At 66.3% G+C, this 19,469-nt stretch carries 18 protein-coding genes, 1 pseudogene and 1 riboswitch; of the genes and pseudogenes, 10 read left to right on the top strand and 9 right to left on the bottom strand.

Translation table 11 applies throughout. From position 1 onward, the window contains the following. Window positions 1–16 precede the first annotated feature (16 nt). Complete coding sequence (locus ACLMAL_RS02915) at window positions 17–721, bottom strand: winged helix-turn-helix transcriptional regulator (RefSeq protein WP_411997881.1); 705 nt, start codon at window positions 719–721, stop codon at window positions 17–19. A gap of 88 nt (window positions 722–809) precedes the next feature. Between ACLMAL_RS02915 and ACLMAL_RS02910 the strand changes: the two genes are divergently transcribed. The 3 genes from ACLMAL_RS02910 to ACLMAL_RS02900 all read left to right on the top strand — a co-directional run bounded on the left by ACLMAL_RS02910 (window position 810) and on the right by ACLMAL_RS02900 (window position 3,323). Next, window positions 810–1,949, top strand: coding sequence for an acyl-CoA dehydrogenase family protein (locus tag ACLMAL_RS02910; RefSeq protein WP_411997648.1), 1,140 nt, complete (start codon window positions 810–812; stop codon window positions 1,947–1,949). A gap of 115 nt (window positions 1,950–2,064) precedes the next feature. Continuing rightward, entirely contained in the window at window positions 2,065–2,157 is a 93-nt protein-coding gene (locus ACLMAL_RS02905) for a DM13 domain-containing protein (protein WP_411997647.1), read from the top strand. Window positions 2,158–2,420: 263 nt separating this feature from the next. Further along, window positions 2,421–3,323, top strand: a complete 903-nt coding sequence (locus ACLMAL_RS02900; protein WP_411997880.1) for a cutinase family protein — start codon at window positions 2,421–2,423, stop codon at window positions 3,321–3,323. 48 nt (window positions 3,324–3,371) lie between these two features. Here ACLMAL_RS02900 and ACLMAL_RS02895 read toward each other — a convergent pair whose 3' ends face one another. Further along, a complete protein-coding gene (locus ACLMAL_RS02895) occupies window positions 3,372–3,590 on the bottom strand; it encodes a hypothetical protein (RefSeq protein WP_411997646.1) in 219 nt (72 codons plus the stop codon). A 617-nt stretch (window positions 3,591–4,207) separates the two neighbouring features. Between ACLMAL_RS02895 and ACLMAL_RS02890 the strand changes: the two genes are divergently transcribed. The 3 genes from ACLMAL_RS02890 (at window position 4,208) to ACLMAL_RS02880 (ending at window position 6,877) form a co-directional block, all read left to right on the top strand. Continuing rightward, window positions 4,208–4,762: an HNH endonuclease gene (locus tag ACLMAL_RS02890; protein WP_411997645.1), complete on the top strand. Its 555-nt coding sequence runs from the start codon at window positions 4,208–4,210 to the stop codon at window positions 4,760–4,762. Window positions 4,763–4,780: 18 nt separating this feature from the next. After that, window positions 4,781–5,056 carry a WhiB family transcriptional regulator gene (locus ACLMAL_RS02885; RefSeq protein WP_411997644.1) on the top strand — a complete coding sequence of 92 codons (276 nt, stop codon included), beginning with the start codon at window positions 4,781–4,783 and terminating at the stop codon, window positions 5,054–5,056. A 144-nt stretch (window positions 5,057–5,200) separates the two neighbouring features. After that, complete coding sequence (locus ACLMAL_RS02880; protein WP_411997643.1) at window positions 5,201–6,877, top strand: VWA domain-containing protein; 1,677 nt, start codon at window positions 5,201–5,203, stop codon at window positions 6,875–6,877. A gap of 231 nt (window positions 6,878–7,108) precedes the next feature. On the opposite strand, the gene gcvP is transcribed toward ACLMAL_RS02880, so the two are convergent. The 7 genes and pseudogenes from gcvP to ACLMAL_RS02845 all read right to left on the bottom strand — a co-directional run bounded on the left by gcvP (window position 7,109) and on the right by ACLMAL_RS02845 (window position 14,440). Then, window positions 7,109–9,919, bottom strand: a complete 2,811-nt coding sequence (gene gcvP, locus ACLMAL_RS02875) for an aminomethyl-transferring glycine dehydrogenase (RefSeq protein ID WP_411997642.1) — start codon at window positions 9,917–9,919, stop codon at window positions 7,109–7,111. 159 nt (window positions 9,920–10,078) lie between these two features. After that, window positions 10,079–10,179: riboswitch (glycine riboswitch) on the bottom strand. A 129-nt stretch (window positions 10,180–10,308) separates the two neighbouring features. Beyond that, window positions 10,309–10,860, bottom strand: a pseudogene (locus ACLMAL_RS02870) (MerR family transcriptional regulator); the annotation flags it as partial. 215 nt (window positions 10,861–11,075) lie between these two features. Then, the gene (locus ACLMAL_RS02865; protein ID WP_328400111.1) at window positions 11,076–11,549 is read right to left on the bottom strand and encodes a bifunctional nuclease family protein; all 474 of its coding nucleotides are present in this window, start codon (window positions 11,547–11,549) and stop codon (window positions 11,076–11,078) included. A 252-nt stretch (window positions 11,550–11,801) separates the two neighbouring features. Next, window positions 11,802–12,614 (bottom strand): MerR family transcriptional regulator, encoded by an 813-nt coding sequence (locus ACLMAL_RS02860; RefSeq protein ID WP_411997641.1) that lies wholly within the window; start codon window positions 12,612–12,614, stop codon window positions 11,802–11,804. A gap of 72 nt (window positions 12,615–12,686) precedes the next feature. Beyond that, complete coding sequence (locus ACLMAL_RS02855) at window positions 12,687–13,172, bottom strand: FHA domain-containing protein (RefSeq protein WP_328400107.1); 486 nt, start codon at window positions 13,170–13,172, stop codon at window positions 12,687–12,689. 169 nt (window positions 13,173–13,341) lie between these two features. After that, complete coding sequence (gcvH, locus tag ACLMAL_RS02850; RefSeq protein ID WP_411997640.1) at window positions 13,342–13,740, bottom strand: glycine cleavage system protein GcvH; 399 nt, start codon at window positions 13,738–13,740, stop codon at window positions 13,342–13,344. Window positions 13,741–13,783: 43 nt separating this feature from the next. Further along, a complete protein-coding gene (locus ACLMAL_RS02845; RefSeq protein WP_406229670.1) occupies window positions 13,784–14,440 on the bottom strand; it encodes a CDP-alcohol phosphatidyltransferase family protein in 657 nt (218 codons plus the stop codon). A gap of 159 nt (window positions 14,441–14,599) precedes the next feature. Here ACLMAL_RS02845 and ACLMAL_RS02840 point away from each other — a divergent pair, with 159 nt between their 5' ends. The 4 genes from ACLMAL_RS02840 (at window position 14,600) to ACLMAL_RS02825 (ending at window position 19,465) form a co-directional block, all read left to right on the top strand. After that, window positions 14,600–16,294 (top strand): GMC oxidoreductase, encoded by a 1,695-nt coding sequence (locus ACLMAL_RS02840; protein ID WP_411997639.1) that lies wholly within the window; start codon window positions 14,600–14,602, stop codon window positions 16,292–16,294. Between the two features lie 100 nt (window positions 16,295–16,394). Then, a complete protein-coding gene (locus ACLMAL_RS02835) occupies window positions 16,395–17,786 on the top strand; it encodes a DUF2252 domain-containing protein (RefSeq protein WP_411997638.1) in 1,392 nt (463 codons plus the stop codon). A gap of 115 nt (window positions 17,787–17,901) precedes the next feature. Continuing rightward, entirely contained in the window at window positions 17,902–18,786 is an 885-nt protein-coding gene (locus ACLMAL_RS02830; protein WP_411997637.1) for a nuclease-related domain-containing protein, read from the top strand. Window positions 18,787–18,817: 31 nt separating this feature from the next. Continuing rightward, window positions 18,818–19,465, top strand: a complete 648-nt coding sequence (locus ACLMAL_RS02825) for a phosphatase PAP2 family protein (RefSeq protein ID WP_411997636.1) — start codon at window positions 18,818–18,820, stop codon at window positions 19,463–19,465. Window positions 19,466–19,469 lie beyond the last annotated feature (4 nt).

The raw sequence follows: 19,469 nt of genomic DNA, 5'->3' as shown, positions 1-19,469 counted from the left end.
GCGATTCGCGGCGCCGCTACGAGGCGCGGGTGGCGGGATCGAGGGTGGATAGCGAATCCGAGTACGGCGCAACGGGGCTCAGTTTCAGTACCGGGGGCATGCGGCGGGTCAGTGCGGACGGGCCCGCGAATTCGACGCGGCCCGTTCGCACGGCGCGCGACAGGGGCATGCGGCCGAGCCAGACCTGGTAGAGCGAGGCCATGTCTGCGGTGATCGAGACGTCGACCGGGTAGCCGGGGTCACCGACGCAGACCGAGGCGATGCCGGACTCGACGACGATCCAGTAGCGGCGGACCTCGTCGCGGAAGCGGACCGCGAACACGTGCCGTTTGCCGGGGAACGACGAGGTGTCAAGCCGGGAGTGCATCCACCAGACCAGCAGACCCGGGTCGAGTTCCTCCTGCCGCGGTTCGCCGAAGGTCCAGCGGGCGCCCCATTCGCCGAGGCCGAACAGGATCGGTTCCAGCTCCTGCCCGGCCACGGTGAGCAGGTAGTTGCCGCCGGCCTTCTCGACGAGACCGGCACGCTCGAATTGGCGCAGCCGTTTGGCGAGCAGGCTGCGCGACAGCCCGGGCAGCCCGCGGGCGAGGTCGTTGAATCGGGACGTGCCGATGAGCAGGTCGCGCAGGATGAGTAACGACCAGCGCTCACCGAGCACGTCGAGGGCCCGCGAGATCGGGCAGTACTGGCCGTACCCCGCAGTCGATGGGTGGTGGATCATGGTCACCTCACGAAGGGTCCTACTTCTGAACCGGGAGAGTCCACTTTGTGGACTATCCGTTTATCGCGGCCGTTCCTAACTTCGAAACATGACAACTACCGCTGCAGACACCACCCGGACCGCCACCGACTGGATCGCCCTCGCGCGGCAGATCGGCCAAAACCTGAGCCCAGGCGTCGCCGAACGCGACCGGACCGGCGACATCGCCGAGGACGCCTACGACCTCCTGCGCACCACCGGACTCACGGCCGCGCTCGTGCCCACCGAATTCGGCGGCGGCGGAGCCACCCACCAGGAGATCGGTGCGATCCTGCGCGAACTCGGCCGTCACGACCCGTCCACGGCGGTCGCCTTCGCCATGCATTCGCATCTGGTGGCCGCGCAAGTGTGGCGGCATCACCACGGAATCGACGCCACACCGGTCTTCACCAAGGTGGCGGCGGGCGCGATCCTGGTCAGTACCGGCGCCTCGGACTGGGTGAACTCCAATGGCCGGGCCTCGCGGGTCGCGGGCGGCTTCCGCGTCAGCGCGCGCAAGGCTCCCGCCAGCGGTTGCGAGGTCGGCACGGTGCTCGTCACCAGCATCCGATGGGACGACGCACCCGAAGGGCCGCAGGTGCTGCACTGCGCGATCCCGCGCTCCACCAACGGCGTACGGATCGAAAAAACGTGGGACACACTCGGTTTGCGAGCCAGCGGATCACACACCGTGATCTTCGACGAGGTCTTCGTGCCCGATGCCGCGGTCTCGATGGTCCGCCCGGTCGGCGTCTGGCCGCCGGTGCTGAACGTGGTGATCGGCGCGGCCATGCCGCTGGTCATGGCCGCCTATCTCGGCATCGCCGACGGCGCCGTTGAATCGGCCGCCCTGCTGGTAGCCGACCGCACCGACCCGCACACCTTCCAGTTGGCGGGTGAAATGACCAACGCCCACACCACCGCAGCCGACCTGATCGCTGCCATGTTCACCGACTCCGACAATCTGCGCTTCGACAACACCGATGCCTACGCCGCCCGCACCCTGAGCCGCAAGGCGGTGGCCGCCGAGGCTCTCATCTCGGCCGTCCGCCTCGCCATCGAAACCGTCGGCGGTCTGGGCTATTCCCGCACCTGCGATATCGAAATGCGTTACCGCGACGTACACGGCAGTCTGTTCCACCCGCTCCCGCGGGCCAAGCAGACTCGGTTCAGCGGACGCGTGCTGTTGGGGCACTCCCCGATCGGCTGAACACGACGTGCGGGTCTCTCGAAACAACGCACCGGCGTTAACACGCCGTGCCGAGCACTCCAGATGACCAGTCGGGGACGAAATCCGCCACCACGAGGTCGACTGGGCCGAAACCGTGGACACCGACCTGACCACGTTGACCGGCGTCAGCATCTGGTGTGATCGCTTCAATATGTCTTTCGGCGCTGCCCGACTCGAACAGAGCTGACGCGGCGGCAAACCTCTTGCCGCACAGGGCGGCCCACACACAGAGTTGGTCGGCCGCCCAATTCGAATGCGGCAGAGCCGGAATCGGATCATTCCCCCTGATGAGAAGCCTGTGCAGGACGGTCGGCGGAAAATGTCTACTCTTTGTCGGCCGTGATTCCCGTCGAACTCCCCGGACAGACCGTACGGTTGTCAGTGTGGGGACCAAAGTGGTCGCCAGCGGCAACCAGCCAGCTTCGGAACCAGTACACCCGGGGTATGAACATGATGATTCGCAGAATAGTCGGCGCCATCGTCGGATCTGTCACGATCGGCGCGGCAGGCGCCGTCAGTGGAGCAGGCATAGCGCCTGCCACACCCGAGTGCCCCGGTCTCTACGTCGTCGCGATACCCGGCACCTGGGAGACCTCCGACAGCAAGCCCGGCGAGGGCATGCTCGCGAGTGTCACCGACAATCTGCCCTCCGATGTGCGGACCGACTACGTGAGCTATGCCGCCACCGCTTTCCCGTGGGAGGTCGACGTCTACGGCCGCTCCAAGAAGCAGGCCACCGACAACGCCCGCGGCCTGGTCACCGCCATGGCTCAGCGGTGCGGCGCGACGAAGATCGCGCTCATCGGCTACAGCCAGGGCGCCGACGCCGCCGGCGACCTGGCCGCGGAAATCGGCACCGGCTTCGGTCCGGTCGAACCGGAGCGCATCGCCGCGGTCGGCCTCGTCTCGGATCCGCGCCGCTCCCCCAATGACGCGCTCGTCGGTCCGCCGGTACAGGGTGCGGGTGCAGGTGGTCCGCGGATCGGCGGCTTCGGCCTCCTCAGCCACAAGACTCGAACCTTCTGCGCGGACGGCGACCTGTACTGCTCGACCCCGCCCACCGATTTCGCGGCCCGTTTCGCAGGCTTCCTCGCCCAGGCTTCCGATCCGAACCCGGCGCAGCTGTGGCGTTACCAGCAGGAAGCCGTCGCAATCTTCAACGATCTGATGAGCGTCGGCATTGTCCCGATGTTGCAGAACCAGCTCGCCGATCCGGGCATGGACGAGCGCAAACAGAAACTCGAGGAGTTCTATAACTCCTTCGTCCACCAGAACTATCCCGCCTACGTCGTCGACCCGTCGGGCGCCACCGCCACCTCGTGGCTGCGCCAGTGGTTGGTCGAGCAGACATGAGCCGTTGGACAAGCTCGGAACCGGGTAGCCCCACTCTGTGGCCTACCCTCACATCAGGAAATACAGTGCGAGCATCACGACTACGGTACCGCTGACGCCGCCCAAGACTTCGACGAAGAGGTAACCGTTGGAGTAGGCGCCTTGTATCCACAGGGCCCAGACCGGCGGATAGACCCGCAGCGCGGCGAACAACCCGGCCAGCGACATCGCTCCGGCCAGACCGTGCACCGGGAGCAGCGGATGCAGCCAAGCAAACCCGATCGTCATGATGTACACCTCGATTTGCGTACCCAGCAAACGAGTGGACATAGCGCGAGGCCGATCCGATCCGCGCGGGCGGGCTCACCTCGCTGTCGGCGGCATAAATCCGTTTCACCAACGGACTTCCGTACAGGACCACTATCGCAACAAAGTGGACAAGTCCCGCGACGAGTCCCCACAACAGTACTTCGACCGCGATCATTTCCCACGTTCCCACGACTCGATCGGTGAGACTCCACCTCGAGAACGATGCGCCTTGCCATCCCATGGCAGACCCGACAGCCGAAACTCGACGCGACTCAGTATGTCAATGCCTTTGCGCAAGACCGCCTTTGCGTATTCCCTGTGGCTGGAAACTCCGCGACGGCTGATCGCCGAGAACGCGCGAGGCCGGCGAAAATGACCCGACAACGGCAGGTGTGTTGTGCCACCATGTGATTCGACGACGATCACCCGATTCCGAGGTGATCAAGAGCACCAAGAAAGGAGGAGGTGGCTTTGATCAATATGCGCCAGCGCGCGACCAACAGTGGATCGGATCTCGGCCGCCTCCCGGCCGGCGTCTGACCGCCCGCCACTCTCCTTCGAATTCGCTCGCTCTCACTCGAAACATGGTGATTCCCATGACGTTCCACCGTGCCACCGATCCGGTGGTGTTGACTGTCGACAATTGGATACGCACCCGTGTGCTGGTGCTCAACGCCAGCTACGAGGCGCTCGACGAGATCACTGCCGAGCGGGCCGTCGTGCTGCTCATGGGCGGAGTCGCCGAGTCCGTCGCCGACCGGGAGCCGCACTTCCCGATCCGGTCCAGGCACCTCGAGATCGCACTGCCGGAAACTATCCGGCTGCTGCGCTACGTGTACCTCGAGCATGTGGTCCGAGTGCAGGACGAGAGCCACGCGACGCTGGCCGGGGTGCTGCGCCGCGACAGCCACCGGTGCGGCTACTGCGCCGCGTGGGCCGGCACCGTCGACCACGTCCGCCCGCGCAGCCGCGGCGGACCGAATACGTGGAGCAACCTGATCGCCTGCTGCGCGCCGTGCAACACGATCAAGGCCGACCACACCCCCGAGGAGGCGGGCATGCGGCTGCTGTGGGAGCCGAAGGTGCCGCGCCATCTGGAAAAGCGGCAGCGGCAGATCTGGAAGCAACTGGCAGGCACTCGAGCCGCGTGAGAAAGGAGAAGGATCACCATGAACGTCCGACTGGAGACAACCGCACCCGCCGAATCGACGCTGACCGATCTGCTCCCGCTCTCGGACAGCCAGGGCTGGCACCGAGCGGCGTGCCGCGGTGACCCGAATCACGAAGCGTGGTTCCCGTATCCGTCGCAGGATTTCGACTATGCCCGCGAGGTCTGCGCGGGCTGCCCGATCCGGGTGGCCTGCGGTGAATTCGCCGCTCGCACCGATCAATCCGGTGTCTGGGGCGGCCATGAATTCGACCGTGGTCGGATGATCCGCGAGTAACCGAATGCCGGTGCCGTAACCAGCCGGTGTAAGCCGGGACCCGAAGTCCCGGCTTACACCGGTTTGACGGGCGGTTTGGTGTCGGACGTCTCGATCGATGCCACACCCGCTCGGCAAATCTCACGTGAACATACACTTGATCTCGTGGGCACTCATCGCAGCGGAACCCGATCACGGGGGGTCAGCAAAGGTCCGGTTATCGCAGTGGCGGCCGTCGTGCTGCTAGTCGCGGGCGTGTTCGCCTGGAACAAGCTGAGCAACAGGGCCGCCGATCGGGACAGCGCTGCCGCAGCGGAGTGCGTGGAAGGGCCCGCAACGCTGTACGTCACAGCCGACTCGGACATTGCGCCCTCGGTGCGCACGATCGCCGACGGCTACAACGCGACCAATCCGCGCATCCGTGATCACTGTGCGAAGGTCGAGGTGACCGCCCAACCGTCCGCGGCAATGGTGGCGGCCTTCACCGCGAACGCGCCGTGGAACCAGCAGCTCGGACCGCAGCCCGCGCTGTGGATTGCCGACTCGCTGCGCTCCATCGAATCCATGCGGACACCAGGTCTGATCGAGGGCAATCCGGCGCCGGTCGCGGTCAGCCCGATCGTGCTCGCCGTCCCGGAAGACCTGGGCCGGGCGCTCGACGAAGCCAAGGTCACCTGGTCAGATCTGCCACGCCTGCAACAGGGTTCGCTTGCCGAGATCGGCCTGCCCGACTGGGCCGGACTGCGCATGGCGCTGCCGCCGGGCGACGCGACGCTGGCCGCGGCCGCCGCGGTCGGCTCGACCGTGTCCGGTACCGATCCACTCTCCGATCAGGCAGCGCAGTCCGGCCAGGTGGTGTCCGCAATCTCCCTGCTCGCCGCCAAAGCATCCGAGGCTCAGGACACTACGATGGCACTGGCCGCCGTCGCGGGCGCGCCCCAACCGGCAGACGCGCCAGTTCATGTGGTGGCCACCACCGCGCAGCAGGTCAGGGCGCAGGGCGGACTCGCAACGTTCAGCCCCGCCGGTGCGGCGCCGGTGGCCGACCACCCGGCCGCATTGATGTCGGGACCCTGGGTGGACAAGACCCAGAACCTGATCGCAGGCATATTCGCCGACTACCTGCGCACCCCACAGCAGGCACAGACCTTCGCCGCCGCCGGCTTCGCTGCCGCACCGGCCACCGCGACCGCCGTGCCATCCCGCGCCGCGCTGGACAAGGTGCGCGCCACCCTCGCCAACCCGGTTCTCGGCGTGCAGTCGACGGTGCTGCTCGATGTCTCCGCCTCGATGGGCACCACCGACGGCTCGACCACCCGACTCACGAATGTCCTCGGCGCGCTCACCTCGACGATGAATGTCATGCCGCCGGACTTCGGCCTCGGTGTCTGGACCTTCGGCAAGAATCTCGACGGTGCCGCTCCGTACAGGGTCGAGGCAGTCACCGCACCACTCACCGTCGACCAGCGAACCGCTCTCACCACAGCGCTGAATACCCTGCGCCCCACCGAATCCCGCACCGACCAGGCGTACCCGTCGCTACTGGCCGCCTATCGCGCGGCGGTCCAGGGCTACACCGCGGGCCGGACCAATTCGGTCCTCCTGATCACCGACGGCCCCGACGACGACTCGACGATCACCGGCACCAAACTGATCGCCGACCTCGGCAATGCCATGGATAAATCCCGCCCGGTCCGCATCGACGTCATCGTCATCGGCGGCAACGGCACCGAAACCCTGCAAACCGCCACCCAGCGCACCGGCGGTACCTACACCCGCCTGGCCAGCTCCGACGACATCAGCTTCGGCACCGCAATGGTGCGCGCGCTGACCACCCCCTGAATCCGGCTCGCCCCTCATCGCTGAGCGCGCAGACCGCCGACGATCGGTTCGGGCATCCGCGCGGCACGATCCGCGCCACAGCGCGCTCAGCTGCCGCAGATGTCCTCGGAGCGAGGACGCCCGCCCGGTTCCCGGCAGCAGCCGAACCCGTTGCGGCACAACAAACGAACAGATGCTCCCGCAATACCGGCCCGACCTCCGAGGAGAGGAGGCCGGCCGGTATGGCGGTGGTCAGTCGGCGTACGCCTCCAGCGGCGGGCAAGAGCAGACCAGGTTGCGGTCGCCATAAGCACCGTCGATACGGCGAACCGACGGCCAGACCTTGCCACGGTCGGGGGTCAGACCGTGCGGGAACACCGCGACCTCCCGGCTGTAGGGGTGATCCCATTCGCCGACGAGGCACGCCGCAGTGTGCGGTGCGCCGCGCAACGGGTTGTCTTCCACCGGCCACACGCCGGCCGCTACCTTGTCGATCTCATCGCGGATCGAGGTCATCGCGAGGATGAACTCGTCGAGTTCGGCCAGGTTCTCACTTTCGGTCGGTTCCACCATCAGGGTGCCTGCGACCGGGAAGCTCATGGTCGGGGCGTGGAAACCATAGTCCGCCAGACGCTTGGCGACATCATCGACGGTGACGCCGGTCTGCTTGGTGATCTCGCGCAGATCCAGGATGCACTCGTGGGCGACCATACCGTGCTCGCCGGTGTAGAGCACCGGGAAGTGCTCGTCGAGGCGGCGGGCGATGTAGTTGGCCGAGGCGATCGCGGACAGCGTGGCCTTGCGCAGACCGTCGGCGCCCATCATCCGAATGTAGGCCCAGGTAATCGGCAGGATCGAGGCCGAGCCGTACATGGCGGCCGACACCGCGTGCGAACCGGTTTCGAGCGGATCGCCGGGCAGGTACGGCGCCAGGTGCGAGCGCACTGCCACCGGGCCGACGCCTGGACCACCGCCGCCGTGCGGGATGCAGAAGGTCTTGTGCAGGTTCAGGTGGCTCACATCGCCGCCGAAGCGACCCGGACGGGCAAGTCCGACAAGCGCATTCAGGTTCGCGCCGTCGACATACACCTGACCGCCCGCATCGTGCACCAGCGCGCACAGCTCGGCGACCTCATGCTCGTACACGCCGTGCGTGGACGGGTAGGTGATCATGATGCAGGCCAGCCGGTCGGCGTGGTCGGCGATCTTGGCGCGCAGGTCGTCCAGGTCGACATCACCGTTGTCACGACACTTCACCATCTCGACGCGCAGCCCGGCCATCGCCGCGGACGCCGCGTTGGTGCCGTGCGCGCTGGACGGGATCAGGCACGTATCCCGGTGCGTGTCACCACGATCGAGGTGGTAGCGCCGGATGGCGAGCAGCCCGGCGTATTCGCCCTGACTGCCCGCGTTCGGCTGCAGGCTCACCGAGTCGTACCCGGTGATCGCCGAGAGCCAGCTCTCCAGATCGTGGATCACCCGCAACAGCCCCGGCGCATCCTCCACCGGCGCGTACGGATGCACCCGTGCGAAGCCGGGCCAGGTGATGGCCTCCATCTCGGCGGTCGCATTCAGCTTCATGGTGCAGGAACCGAGCGGAATCATGCTGCGGTCCAGAGCAATATCCTTGTCCGACAGCCGCCGCAGATATCGCAACATCGCGGTCTCGGTGTGGTAGCTGGTGAAGGCCGGGTGTGTGAGATATTCGGAGGCGCGGGTCTCGATCGATCCGCCCGCGGCCGCCGGGGCCGATGCCTCGGAAGACAGTGCGGTACCGAAGGATTCGAGCACAGCGGCGACATGCGCCGCGGTGGTGGCCTCGTCGCAGGCGATGCCGATGTGATCGGCGTCCACCAGTCGCAGGTTGATGCCACGCGACTTCGCCTTCGCCACAACGGCTTCCGCGCCGCCGGGCACGTGCACCAGCACGGTGTCGAAGAAGCTGTCGTGTACGACAGCGCCGTCGAGTCCGGCGGCGATGGCCCGTGCATGGCCGTGCACCCGCCGCGCGATCTCCCGCAACCCGTCGGGACCGTGATAGCTGGCGTACATCGCGGCAAGGATGGCGAGCAGCACCTGGGCGGTACAGATGTTGGAGGTCGCCTTTTCACGGCGAATGTGCTGTTCACGGGTCTGCAGTGCGAGCCGGTAGGCGACCGAACCGTCCGCGTCGACGGAGACGCCGACCAGCCGGCCCGGCAACTGCCGCGCGTGCTTGGAGTGCACCGACAGATATCCGGCGTGCGGTCCGCCGAAGCCCATCGGCACGCCGAACCGCTGTGTGGTGCCGAAGCAGGCGTCCGCGCCCTGCTCCCCCGGCGGCGTGATCAGCGTCAGCGCGAGCAGATCGGCACCGACGGCGACCAGCGCACCGCGCTCGTGCGCCGCCTCGATCAGCGGCGCCCAGTCCACCACCCGGCCCGACGCACCGGGAATCTGCACCAGCACACCGAAGAACTCGCCGTCGGGCAGACCGCAGGAGAGGTCGGCCTCGACAATCTCGATGCCGAGCGGCTCGGCCCTGGTGTACAGCACGGTCTTGGTCTGCGGGAAAAGGTCGGTGTCGATGAGCAGTCGCTCGGACTTCGACCGGCCCGCCCTGCGCAGCAGCGTCATCGCCTCGGCAGCCGCGGTGGCCTCGTCGAGCATCGAGGAGTTGGCGACCTCCATACCGGTCAGATCCGACACCATGGTCTGGAAGTTGAGCAGCGCTTCGAGACGGCCCTGGCTGATCTCGGGCTGGTAGGGGGTATAGGCGGTGTACCAGGCCGGATTCTCCAGCAGGCTGCGCACCAGTACCGGCGGGGTCAACGTGTCGTAGTAGCCGAGGCCGATCATCGAAGTGGCGACGGTGTTCGAATGGGCGAGTTCGGCCAGCTCGGTGAGCACCTCGTGCTCGGTGGCCGCGGGCGGGAGCACATCGAGACCGGAGCCGTCGAGGATGCTCGCGGGCAAGGCGGCGGTGGCGAGCTCGTCGAGCGAACCGACGCCGACGACGTCCAGGATCCGGGCGAGTTCGTCCCGGTCGGGTCCGATATGGCGGTCGGCGAATGATCGAGTCACGGCAGCAGCTCCCAAGGTCGGGCGGGTCGACCAACGCGGTCGACGGATACCAGCCCTCCCCCTCTGTCGTGGAGCCTGAGAGATTCGGGGTGCGACCCCTTTCCCCATGGGCGGGCGACCGTGCGCTGTCTGCAGCGGTCACCACTTTCCAGAGGCGTCGAAGCCCGTACGGTCCCTGTTGCCTGAGAGGTTGACGGGGAGGTGCTGCTCCTTCGGCGCCCGGACTCTTCTGAAGACCGGGACTCTCCCGCACGGCGGCGACGCACCGCTAGTTTATGCCGCGCGCGCAACGAACCGCGCCACCGGACCCCGGATGGCGGTGTCGCCCTCGTCACTTTCCGCAGAAAGCAAAGTGCCCGCCGCAGGCGACGGGCACTCCCACAGAATCTCTAGCCGGTCTTCTGGTTCATCCGCGCCTTGCGCCGGAACGACAGTTCGTCCTCGGGGCGCTCGCTCGCGCTGCCGCTGACGGCCCGCTCGGCTGGGAAGTTGGCGATTGCGCCGGTCAACTCGCGCATTGCACCGCTCACCGCGATGCCGAAAACGCCCTGCCCACCCTGCAGTAAATCAACTACCTCCTCGGCCGAGGTGCATTCGTACACCGAGGTGCCGTCGGAGAACAGTGTGATGCCCGCCAAGTCCTGCACGCCGCGACTGCGTAAGTGGTCGACCGCGATGCGGATGTTCTGCAGCGAGATCCCCGCGTCCAATAGTCGCTTCACGATCTTCAGGACCAGAATGTCCTTGAACGAGTACAGCCGCTGACTGCCCGAACCCGCGGCGCTCCGGATGGACGGCACGACCAGACCGGTGCGCGCCCAGTAATCGAGCTGCCGATAGGTGATCCCGGCTACCTGGCATGCGCTGGGAACGCGGTAGCCGACAAGATCGTCAGGTACCGAATCGTCCGGGAACAGGCCTGGCTGTACCACTCCCTGCGATTGCTCTGCCACTGACCACTCCCTTGCTTCGCCGACGCCTTGGCCTCATCAATGTCCCGGCTCCGTTGACCACATACACCCAGTCATAACGGACGTGGCCCAACTATCGAGGTTACTCCCTCTGATTGTCCCGGGAGCGGCATCGTCCGACCAAACGCGACGCGCGGTAAGAGTCTCGACCTGTAGTTGAGGTCTAGAAGAAAGTTCGAAATCCCTCAGCTGTCAGTGGCTTTGAAGTCATCGGGCGAAACCGACTCGAGGAACTCCTTGAACTTCTCGACCTCGTCCTCGCGCTCGTCCGGCATGACCAATCCGGCTTCCTCGAGGACCGGTTCCTCGGCATAGATCGGGCAACCGACCCGCAACGCGATCGCTACCGAATCCGACGGCCGCGCCGAAACCCGTAGATCGTTCTCGAAGACCAGATCCGCGTAGAAAGTGCCCTCTTGCAGATCCACGATCCGCACTTCCTTCAGGGTGTGCCCGAGGTCGGTGATCAGGATCTTGATCAGATCGTGGGTCAATGGACGAATCGGGGTCACCCCCTCCTGTTCGAGCACGATCGCAGTCGCCTCGGCCTGTCCGATCCAGATCGGTAGATACCGATCGCCGGACGCCTCACGGAGCAACAGCACGGGCTGGTTCTGTGGCTGCTCGACACGAATGCCGATCACGCGCATTTCACTCATGCCTGCGCCTCGCTAACGCTCAGCTCCGGCATGCGCGAAGCACCCTGTGACATGATTCGCTCGCTGCGCTCACTCATCGCACTGCCTCCCAATACCTCCGCCGGCCACCCGGCATGACTACCGCAGAGCTCGCCGTACCACCGAGTCTAAGCGAACGGGAAGGGGTCGAGCGATCCGTGTGCACAGCCGAAATCTCCGTGTTGTCGGAGTGGAACCCGCTACGGCTGTGACAAGCGACGACGCACCGAAGACTCAGCCGCCGAGCGAGTTCCGCACCGACGCTTTCACCAGGCAGGTGTGCAGGGTCAGCGACAGCGCGGCAAGCTCGCGCACGGTCTCCTCTGCGCGGGCGCGGGCGCCCGCGTCGCGACTCTTGGCGATCGGGGCGGCGATCTGGGCAACCAGCGCCGCTTCCCGGTCCGCGGCGAGCTTGAAGGCGCGCAAGTGCCGCGCCTCCAGACCGAATTCCGCCATCGCCTTGGCGGTCCGTGCGAGCGTCACCGCCTCGGCGTCGAAGAAGCCCGCAGCGCCGGGGGTGATCAGATTCGCCCGGATCAGGTCGTTCAAGAACTTCTCGTCGATGTCGGCCTGCGTCAGCAGATCGGAACGGGTGAGCCGGATTTCGTGATCGAATCGCAGCTCGTCCGGCGAGACCTCGCCGGGCACGACACCCAGCCTGCGCGGCGCGCTGACAGTCGCGCCGCGCGCGGCCCGACCATTCTCGGACGGTGTGGCGAGCTCGTTGTCGCGGACGGCGTGCGCCCGGGCGCGGGCTTCCCGCACACCGAGCGTCGCCGCACCGCTGTCGATCGCTTCGAGCTGCTCCTTGATCACCTTCAACGGCAGGTACTGGTCGCGTTGCGCGGTCAGTACGAACCTGAGCCGTTCACAGTCGGCAATCGAGAATCTGCGGTATCCGGACGGAGTGCGCTCCGGCCGGATCAGACCCTCGGCCTCGAGGAAACGGATCTTCGAGATGGTGATGTCCGGGAAGTCCGGCCGCAGCAGGTCCAGCACGGAGCCGATCGACATGCCTCCGCGCGCCCACTGCGCCGCGCCCGTCATAGCATCGAGTCTTTCATGAAGCCGCGTTCTTCCCTGCCAACACGGCCGTCACGAGGACCCGTGCCGTATGCGTCATAGACTGCCAGCACCCGCAGACGACTCGTTCACCTGGGCGCGCGGGCCGGTGAGGAAGACGAGACGGAACTTTCCGATCTGCACCTCGTCACCGTTCTGCAGCTCCGAGGAGTCCACCGGCTCCCGGTTGACGTAGGTGCCGTTGAGGCTGCCCACGTCGACCACCTGGAAGGAATCGTCGTCCTGCCGGAACTCGGCGTGCCGACGGCTGACGGTGACGTCGTCGAGAAAGATGTCACTGTCGGGATGGCGACCTGCCGACGTGGTCGGCTGATCCAGCAGGAACCGCGAGCCGGCATTCGGTCCGCGCTTGACGACCAGGAGAGCCGCACCAACAGGCAGACCCTCGACCCCTTGGACCGGCTGCTCACCGGTCGGCTCCCCGGAGCGCGACGCGTCGACCTCGTTCAGGAAATCCGCGCGGAAGACCGACGTCGTCTCGGCCGCGGTCTCCCCGTAACCCGGGTCTTTGTTCTCGCTCACCGTTTCTCTCCTCCTCGAACCTGATTATCCGTGCAAGCAGGTGCTGCCTTCACCGCCACGACCTGGGATCGTTGACGCTAGAACACCGGATCAGCTCACCGGCACATCTGTTGGCATTGACCGTACCCTGCCAGGGCGTACCCGTGCAGGTAGAACCGGGAAGGCTGATTCAGCCCCCGATAACTCCTTGATAACCTGCGGCATCCAGCAGCTCGCCAAGTGCAGCATCCAGGGTTGCCGGGTCGGCCAGTTCGAGCTCGAACAGCCACCCTTCGCCGAACGGATCGGTGTTCAGCGTCTCCGGCGTCTGCACCAGATCCTCGTTCACCGCAACAACTTTCGCGGCCAACGGAGCGTAGATATCGGACACGCTCTTGGTCGACTCGACCTCGGCGATGCTCTCGCCCGCGGCCGCATCCCGATCTGCCTCCGGCAGCTGCACGAACACGACGTCACCGAGTTGAGACTGGGCGTAATCGGTGATGCCCACCCGAACCCGTGTCGGGCTGATCCGTTGCACCCACTCGTGCTCTTCGGTGTAGCGCAGATCCTCGGGGGTCTGGGTCACAGGCCGTCCTTTCCGTCGGGAACCTTCACGCAAACTCTAATCGCTATGTGGACCGGTGCGGCACAGACGGTATCGCTCGCGCGACCGCGACGGCCTTCCCGGTGTAGAGGACACCGGTCCACACATACACCGCCGTACCCCAGACCAGGAATGCCCCGCCGAAGGCCCGACCGAAACCTGCCAGCGCCCAATCCATCTGACCTGCAAGCAACCAGGGCAATGCGGACATCAACGCGAAGGTAGCCGCTTTGCCCAGGTAGATCACCTCCGGCGGGTCGAGTGCGCGGCGTTTGTACACCGAAAGCGTCAGCGTGAGCAACAGATCACGACCGACCAGGATCACCGCGACCCACCATGGGATGAGCCCGCGGATCACGAAAGCGGCCAGTGTCGTCACCAGGTAGAGCCGGTCCACGAACGGGTCGAGCAGCGCACCGAGGCGCGAGGACTGGTCTAGCAGCCTGGCCAGCTTGCCGTCCAGGAAGTCGGTGACGCCACTGGCGACCAGCAGCGCGAACGCCCATCCGTCGGCCCGCTCGACCAGCAGAAGCCACAGGAACAGCGGCACCCCCAGGAGGCGCAGCACGCTCAGCGCATTGGGGACGGTGAGGATGCGGTCGGCGAAGATACCGCCCGCCGCGCCGTCATTGCCGGAGCCGGCGCGCTCGCCCGGCTCCGTGGTCCCCGATTCCGTTGTCACCGCCCGTGCATACCGCACCGACCCCCGCCGGCGCCATCCGGGCACGCCGGTTGCGACCACATCGGCACGGCGGCATGCTATGGATTCCGTCGCATCCGACCCGGTGACAGAATGACTGTGCAAACATCTCATCCGTTATTCGGTCAGTGAGAGGAAGTCATGCCCGCATTCGACTACGACGTGGTGGTGATCGGTTCCGGGTTCGGCGGCAGTGTGAGCGCGCTGCGGCTGACCGAGAAGGGGTATCGGGTCGGTGTGCTCGAGGCGGGCAGACGGTGGAATGCCGAGGACATCCCGAAAACGAATTGGGATGTGCGCAACTCGATCTGGGCGCCGCGACTCGGCCTGACCGGTCCGCAGCGGATCAGCATCCTCGGCAAGTGCGCGGTGTTCTCCGGCGCCGGGGTCGGTGGCGGCTCGCTGATTTACGGCAACACCCTCTACGAGCCGCTGCCGAACTTTTATACCGATAAGCAGTGGTCGCACATCACCGACTGGAAATCCGAGCTCGCGCCGTACTACGACCAGGCACAGCGCATGCTCGGCGTAGCGCCCAATCCACGGATGACCCCGGCCGACGAAGTGATCAAGGAGATCGCCGAGGACCTCGGTGTCGGCCACACCTTCCATCCGACCGATGTGGGGGTGTTCTTCAATGAGGACGACCCGGGTACCGAAGTTGACGATCCCTATTTCGGCGGCGCGGGTCCACGACGGCGCGGCTGTGTGCACTGCGCGCAATGTTTCACCGGCTGCCCCAACAACGCGAAGAACACCACACCTACGAACTACCTCTACCTGGCCGAACAGGCCGGCGCCGAGGTCCGCCCGCTCACCACAGCTACCGCGGTGCGGCCGCTTCCGGAGGGCGGCTACGCGATCGATACCGTGCGTTCGGATCGCTGGATCCGCAAGGAGCGCACAACCTTCACCGCCGAACAGGTCGTCTTCGCCGGCGCCGCGCTCGGCACCCAGAAGCTGCTGCACAAGATGCGCGACGAGCACGTGCTGCCCAACCTCTCGCCGCGCCTCGGCGAACTGACGCGCAGTAATTCCGAGGCCATCCTCAATGTGGTCAGTCGCGCACGCCACGATTTCGCCGAGGGCATCGCGATCACCTCCTCGATCCATCCGGAGGCCGACACCCATATCGAGGTGTGCCACTACGGCAAGGGGCAGAACGCCCTGTTCCCGATGTCGGTGCCGATCGTCGACGGCGGCGCGTTCCGGTTCCTGCGCTTCCTTCTGGCCATCGTGTTGCATCCCTTGGTGTTCCTGCGCAGTCTCAATGCCAGGCACGCGTCGGAGAAGTCGGTGATCCTGCTGGTGATGCAGTCGCTGGACAACTCGCTGACCTCCTTCCGCAAGCGCGGGCAGCTCAAGACCAAGGCGGGTACCGGCGAACCGAATCCGACCTGGATTCCCTTGGCCCACGATGTCGGCCGCCGTTTCGGCGCGAAGGTGAACGGTGACACCCACGGCCTGATCATGGACGTGCTCAACATCCCGGCAACCGCGCACTACATCGGCGGCTGCGTCATCGGCGAGAGCGCCGATACCGGGGTGGTCGACCCGTATCAGCGGGTGTACGGGCATCCCGGGCTGCATGTCGCGGACGGCTCGGCAGTGACGGCCAATCTCGGCGTCAACCCGTCGCTGACCATCACCGCACAGGCCGAGCGGGCAATGGCGTTCTGGCCCAACAAGGACGAGGCGGACCCCCGCCCCGCGCTCGGCACCGCCTACCAGCGAATCACCCCGGTCGCGCCGAACCATCCGGCCGTCCCCGGCGCGGCGCCCGGCGCGCTGCGTCTGCCGATCACTCCGGTCGACCCGGTCGTTCCGGCCAACTGAACAGCCGTCCCGTCGCTGCGCTCCCCAGGCAAGGGCGGGCGACGGGACGTGGCGAATCCGACAAGACCAGGCGGTTCCATACCGGCTAGCGTGGGATGTTGTGTCCAACAGTGGTATCGACCTTCGCACCTACGTGTCCGCCGACGAGGTGCTGGCCCGTGGCCGTATGCAACGCCAGCGGGTTCCGGTCACCGCTCGTGACCGCGCGGCCACCTGGGCCACGCGTCCGAGCGTGCTCGAATTCATCGAGGCGAGCAATGCGGGTCGGCTGTCGCATCTGACGCCGTTGCGCATCGGCCGCATGCTCGCGACCCCGTTCACCTTCTACCGTGGCGCCGCCGGGCTGATGGCCGCCGATCTGGCAGGCAGCCCCGACAGCGGGCTGGCCGCGCAGATCTGCGGCGACGCGCATGCCGCGAACTTCGGCCTGTACGGCACGCCGCGCGGCGAAATCATCATGGACATCAACGATTTCGATGAAACCATCGTCGGGCCGTGGGAGTGGGACCTGGAACGACTCGCGGCGAGTCTGGTGCTCGCGGGCCGCGAGGGCGGTGCCGACGAGGACAACTGCTACCAGGCGGCACGCGACGCGGCGACCTCTTATCGGCTCGCCGTCACCCAGTTGGCGCGGCTGCCGTTCATGGAATCGTGGACCGCGTTGCCCGACGAATCGGTGATCAGCAAGGCCAGAGCCGACGATCTGCTCGACGACTTCAAGAAGGCTGCGAAGAAGGCGCGCAAGAACACCAGCGCCAAGGTGGTGGCGAAGTGGACCGAGCACTTGGAGGATCACGAAACCGGCATCAGCAAGCACCGATTCGTCAGCGACCCACCGATTCTCACCCACGTCGAGGCTGCGGTCGCCGCAGCTGTCACCGAAGGCCTGGAACGGTACACCGACACGTTGCGCGAGTCCCGCCGGAATCTGATCGCCCGATTTGCCGTGTCCGACATTGCCTTTCGGATCGTCGGCACCGGTAGTGTCGGGTTGCACAGCTATGTCGCGCTGCTGCACGGCAATGACGGAGAGGCACTGGTGCTCCAGGTGAAACAGGCGAACCCGTCCGCGCTCGCCCCGTTCCTGGACGCGCCGCCACCGCGACACGAGGGGGAACGAATTGTGCAGGGCGCCAGGCTTGTTCAGTCCGAGAGTGACATCCTGCTCGGTTGGACCACACTCGAGTTGCCCACGGGTGCGCTACCGTTCGTCGTGCGCCAATTCCGTAACCTCAAAGGCGATATCGATCCCGCGGGTCTGCCGTCGAGCGATCTCGACGACTACGGCAGGCTCGCAGGCGCCCTGCTCGCTCGCGCACATTCGCGATCGCTCGATCCGCGGCTGGTGGCGGGCTATCTGGACGGTGACGACCGCTTCGACGACGCGATCGCCCGCTTCGCGGTCCGCTACGCCGACCGTACCGAGGAAGACCACAGCGCATTGGTCGCCGCGGTGCACGCCGGAAAGGTCGTCGCCGAACAGCCGCAGTAGATCTCGTGCCCAACACGCCGTGTCTGGCCGCAGGCGCAGCGAACCGGGCCCGGGTGCTCGTATCCTTTCCACTATCGAGTGTCGACGTGAAGGGCGGTCGTGAATGCTCGTGCGAGTGCAGAATCCGGCAGGCACCAACGCCGAACGGGCGTTGATCGACTGGCTGCGCACCTGGAAGGACCCGGCAAGCCCGCACGGTGTCGCGACAATCAACTGCAGTCTGTTCCACAAGGATCGGCTGCACCAGTTCGACGCCGTGGTCTGGACACCGACCAGTTGCGTGGTGATCGAGGCCGAGGCGCTGGTCGCCCGCCAGGACGGCGTGCTGGAAATCCCGCTCAACGGCGCATGGACGATCTCGGGTGAGCCGGTCGCCATGGAGGGCCGGGATCGGCGCACCCCACTGGAGAAGTCGCGCGAGCACACCTTCGCCCTGCAGACCTGGCTGGCCGCGCGCGGCCTCGGCCAGCGCGCGGTGCACGGCGTCGCGCTGATCGTCCCGTTGCGCGGTGCCGCGCTGAAGGTACAGCAGGCGTGGAGCGACCCGAGCTTCGATGTGATCCTCGGTACCGACCCCGGCAGGTTGCGCCACTATTTCGACACCCTGGCCGAGAGCGAGAAGCAACTGTGGACGGCCAATGATGTCGCGGTGGCCTTCCGCAGCCTGGGCATCCTGCCGTATCTGCCCGCGCCGCAGGAATTGCTGAACGAGGGGTTCATCGGCCCGATCGACATTACGCTCTGGCACGGCGGCCCCCAGCAGGCCCAGGCCGAGGCCTACGCCGAGGAACTGGCGATGGCCGAGCGGGAAGCGCACTCGCCCGCCCTGGTGATCGAGGCGCCGTGGTACAGCCCGTGGAAGCTGTATCCGCGAGAGTCGGGCGATATGGACCTCGGTAGGGCGTTCATGCGGATCACGCTGGCGATCGGTATGGTCATCGGCCTCGCGTGGGTTCTCTGGTTCGTCGTCACCGCGATCCTGACCTACGGGCCCGGCTGATCCACCACGACCGCTGGCTATCGTCGTCGGCGTGAGCACCACACGACAGGCACTCGGTTGGCCTACCGCATTCCGGCTGGGCCTCGTGTTGCTCTGTGCTGTGGTCACGGTGAGTCTGCCGCTGAGTTTTCCGCACGACGACGGGCCGACCGACCTCGATCGCGACCTTGCCGCGCCGATCCACTCGGCGCTCGACAACCATCCCGGCGTGTACCAAACCCTCGTGATCCCGAGCAACGGCTACATCGTGATACCACTGCTGCTCGTGGCCGCCTGCTGGTTCGCCTACCGCGGCCTGTGGTGGCGTGCGGCAACGATGGTCGTGGTTCCCGAGCTCGCCGTCGCGGTCAACAGTTGGTTGCTCAAACCGCTGTGGGAGCGGCCGCTGCACGATTACCTCGCGTATCCGAGCGGACACACGGTGCATCTGGTCGCGGTGGCCACTGCATTCGTGCTGCTGACCGATATGCCGAGGGCGCGGGCGACAACACTCGGGTCAAGTGTGCTCGCCATGCTCTGCGCGGCTGTCGGCATGATCGGTCTCGGCTATCACCTACCGACCGACATCCTCGGCGGTGCGGCCGCCGCGATCGCCATGGTCACCGCGCTGTGCTGGCCGGCCGAACGGTTTCTCCTGCGGACCGAACGCATACACCCGGCGGCGCGGCTGCACGCCTAGCGAC

This window comes from Nocardia sp. CWNU-33 (assembly GCF_046764895.1).
GTDB lineage: Bacteria > Actinomycetota > Actinomycetes > Mycobacteriales > Mycobacteriaceae > Nocardia.
This window is presented reverse-complemented; position numbering and strand designations above follow the sequence as displayed.

What these genes read in the sequence shown, in the direction of transcription:
- ACLMAL_RS02860 (WP_411997641.1), bottom strand. Translation starts at nt 12,614, where the DNA reads ATGACGGGCGCGGCGCAGTGGGCGCGCGGAGGCATGTCGATCGGCTCC.
- ACLMAL_RS02890 (WP_411997645.1), top strand. Translation starts at nt 4,208, where the DNA reads ATGACGTTCCACCGTGCCACCGATCCGGTGGTGTTGACTGTCGACAAT.
- ACLMAL_RS02895 (WP_411997646.1), bottom strand. Translation starts at nt 3,590, where the DNA reads ATGACGATCGGGTTTGCTTGGCTGCATCCGCTGCTCCCGGTGCACGGT.
- ACLMAL_RS02915 (WP_411997881.1), bottom strand. Translation starts at nt 721, where the DNA reads ATGATCCACCACCCATCGACTGCGGGGTACGGCCAGTACTGCCCGATC.
- ACLMAL_RS02900 (WP_411997880.1), top strand. Translation starts at nt 2,421, where the DNA reads ATGATGATTCGCAGAATAGTCGGCGCCATCGTCGGATCTGTCACGATC.
- ACLMAL_RS02910 (WP_411997648.1), top strand. Translation starts at nt 810, where the DNA reads ATGACAACTACCGCTGCAGACACCACCCGGACCGCCACCGACTGGATC.
- ACLMAL_RS02840 (WP_411997639.1), top strand. Translation starts at nt 14,600, where the DNA reads ATGCCCGCATTCGACTACGACGTGGTGGTGATCGGTTCCGGGTTCGGC.
- ACLMAL_RS02885 (WP_411997644.1), top strand. Translation starts at nt 4,781, where the DNA reads ATGAACGTCCGACTGGAGACAACCGCACCCGCCGAATCGACGCTGACC.
- ACLMAL_RS02865 (WP_328400111.1), bottom strand. Translation starts at nt 11,549, where the DNA reads ATGAGTGAAATGCGCGTGATCGGCATTCGTGTCGAGCAGCCACAGAAC.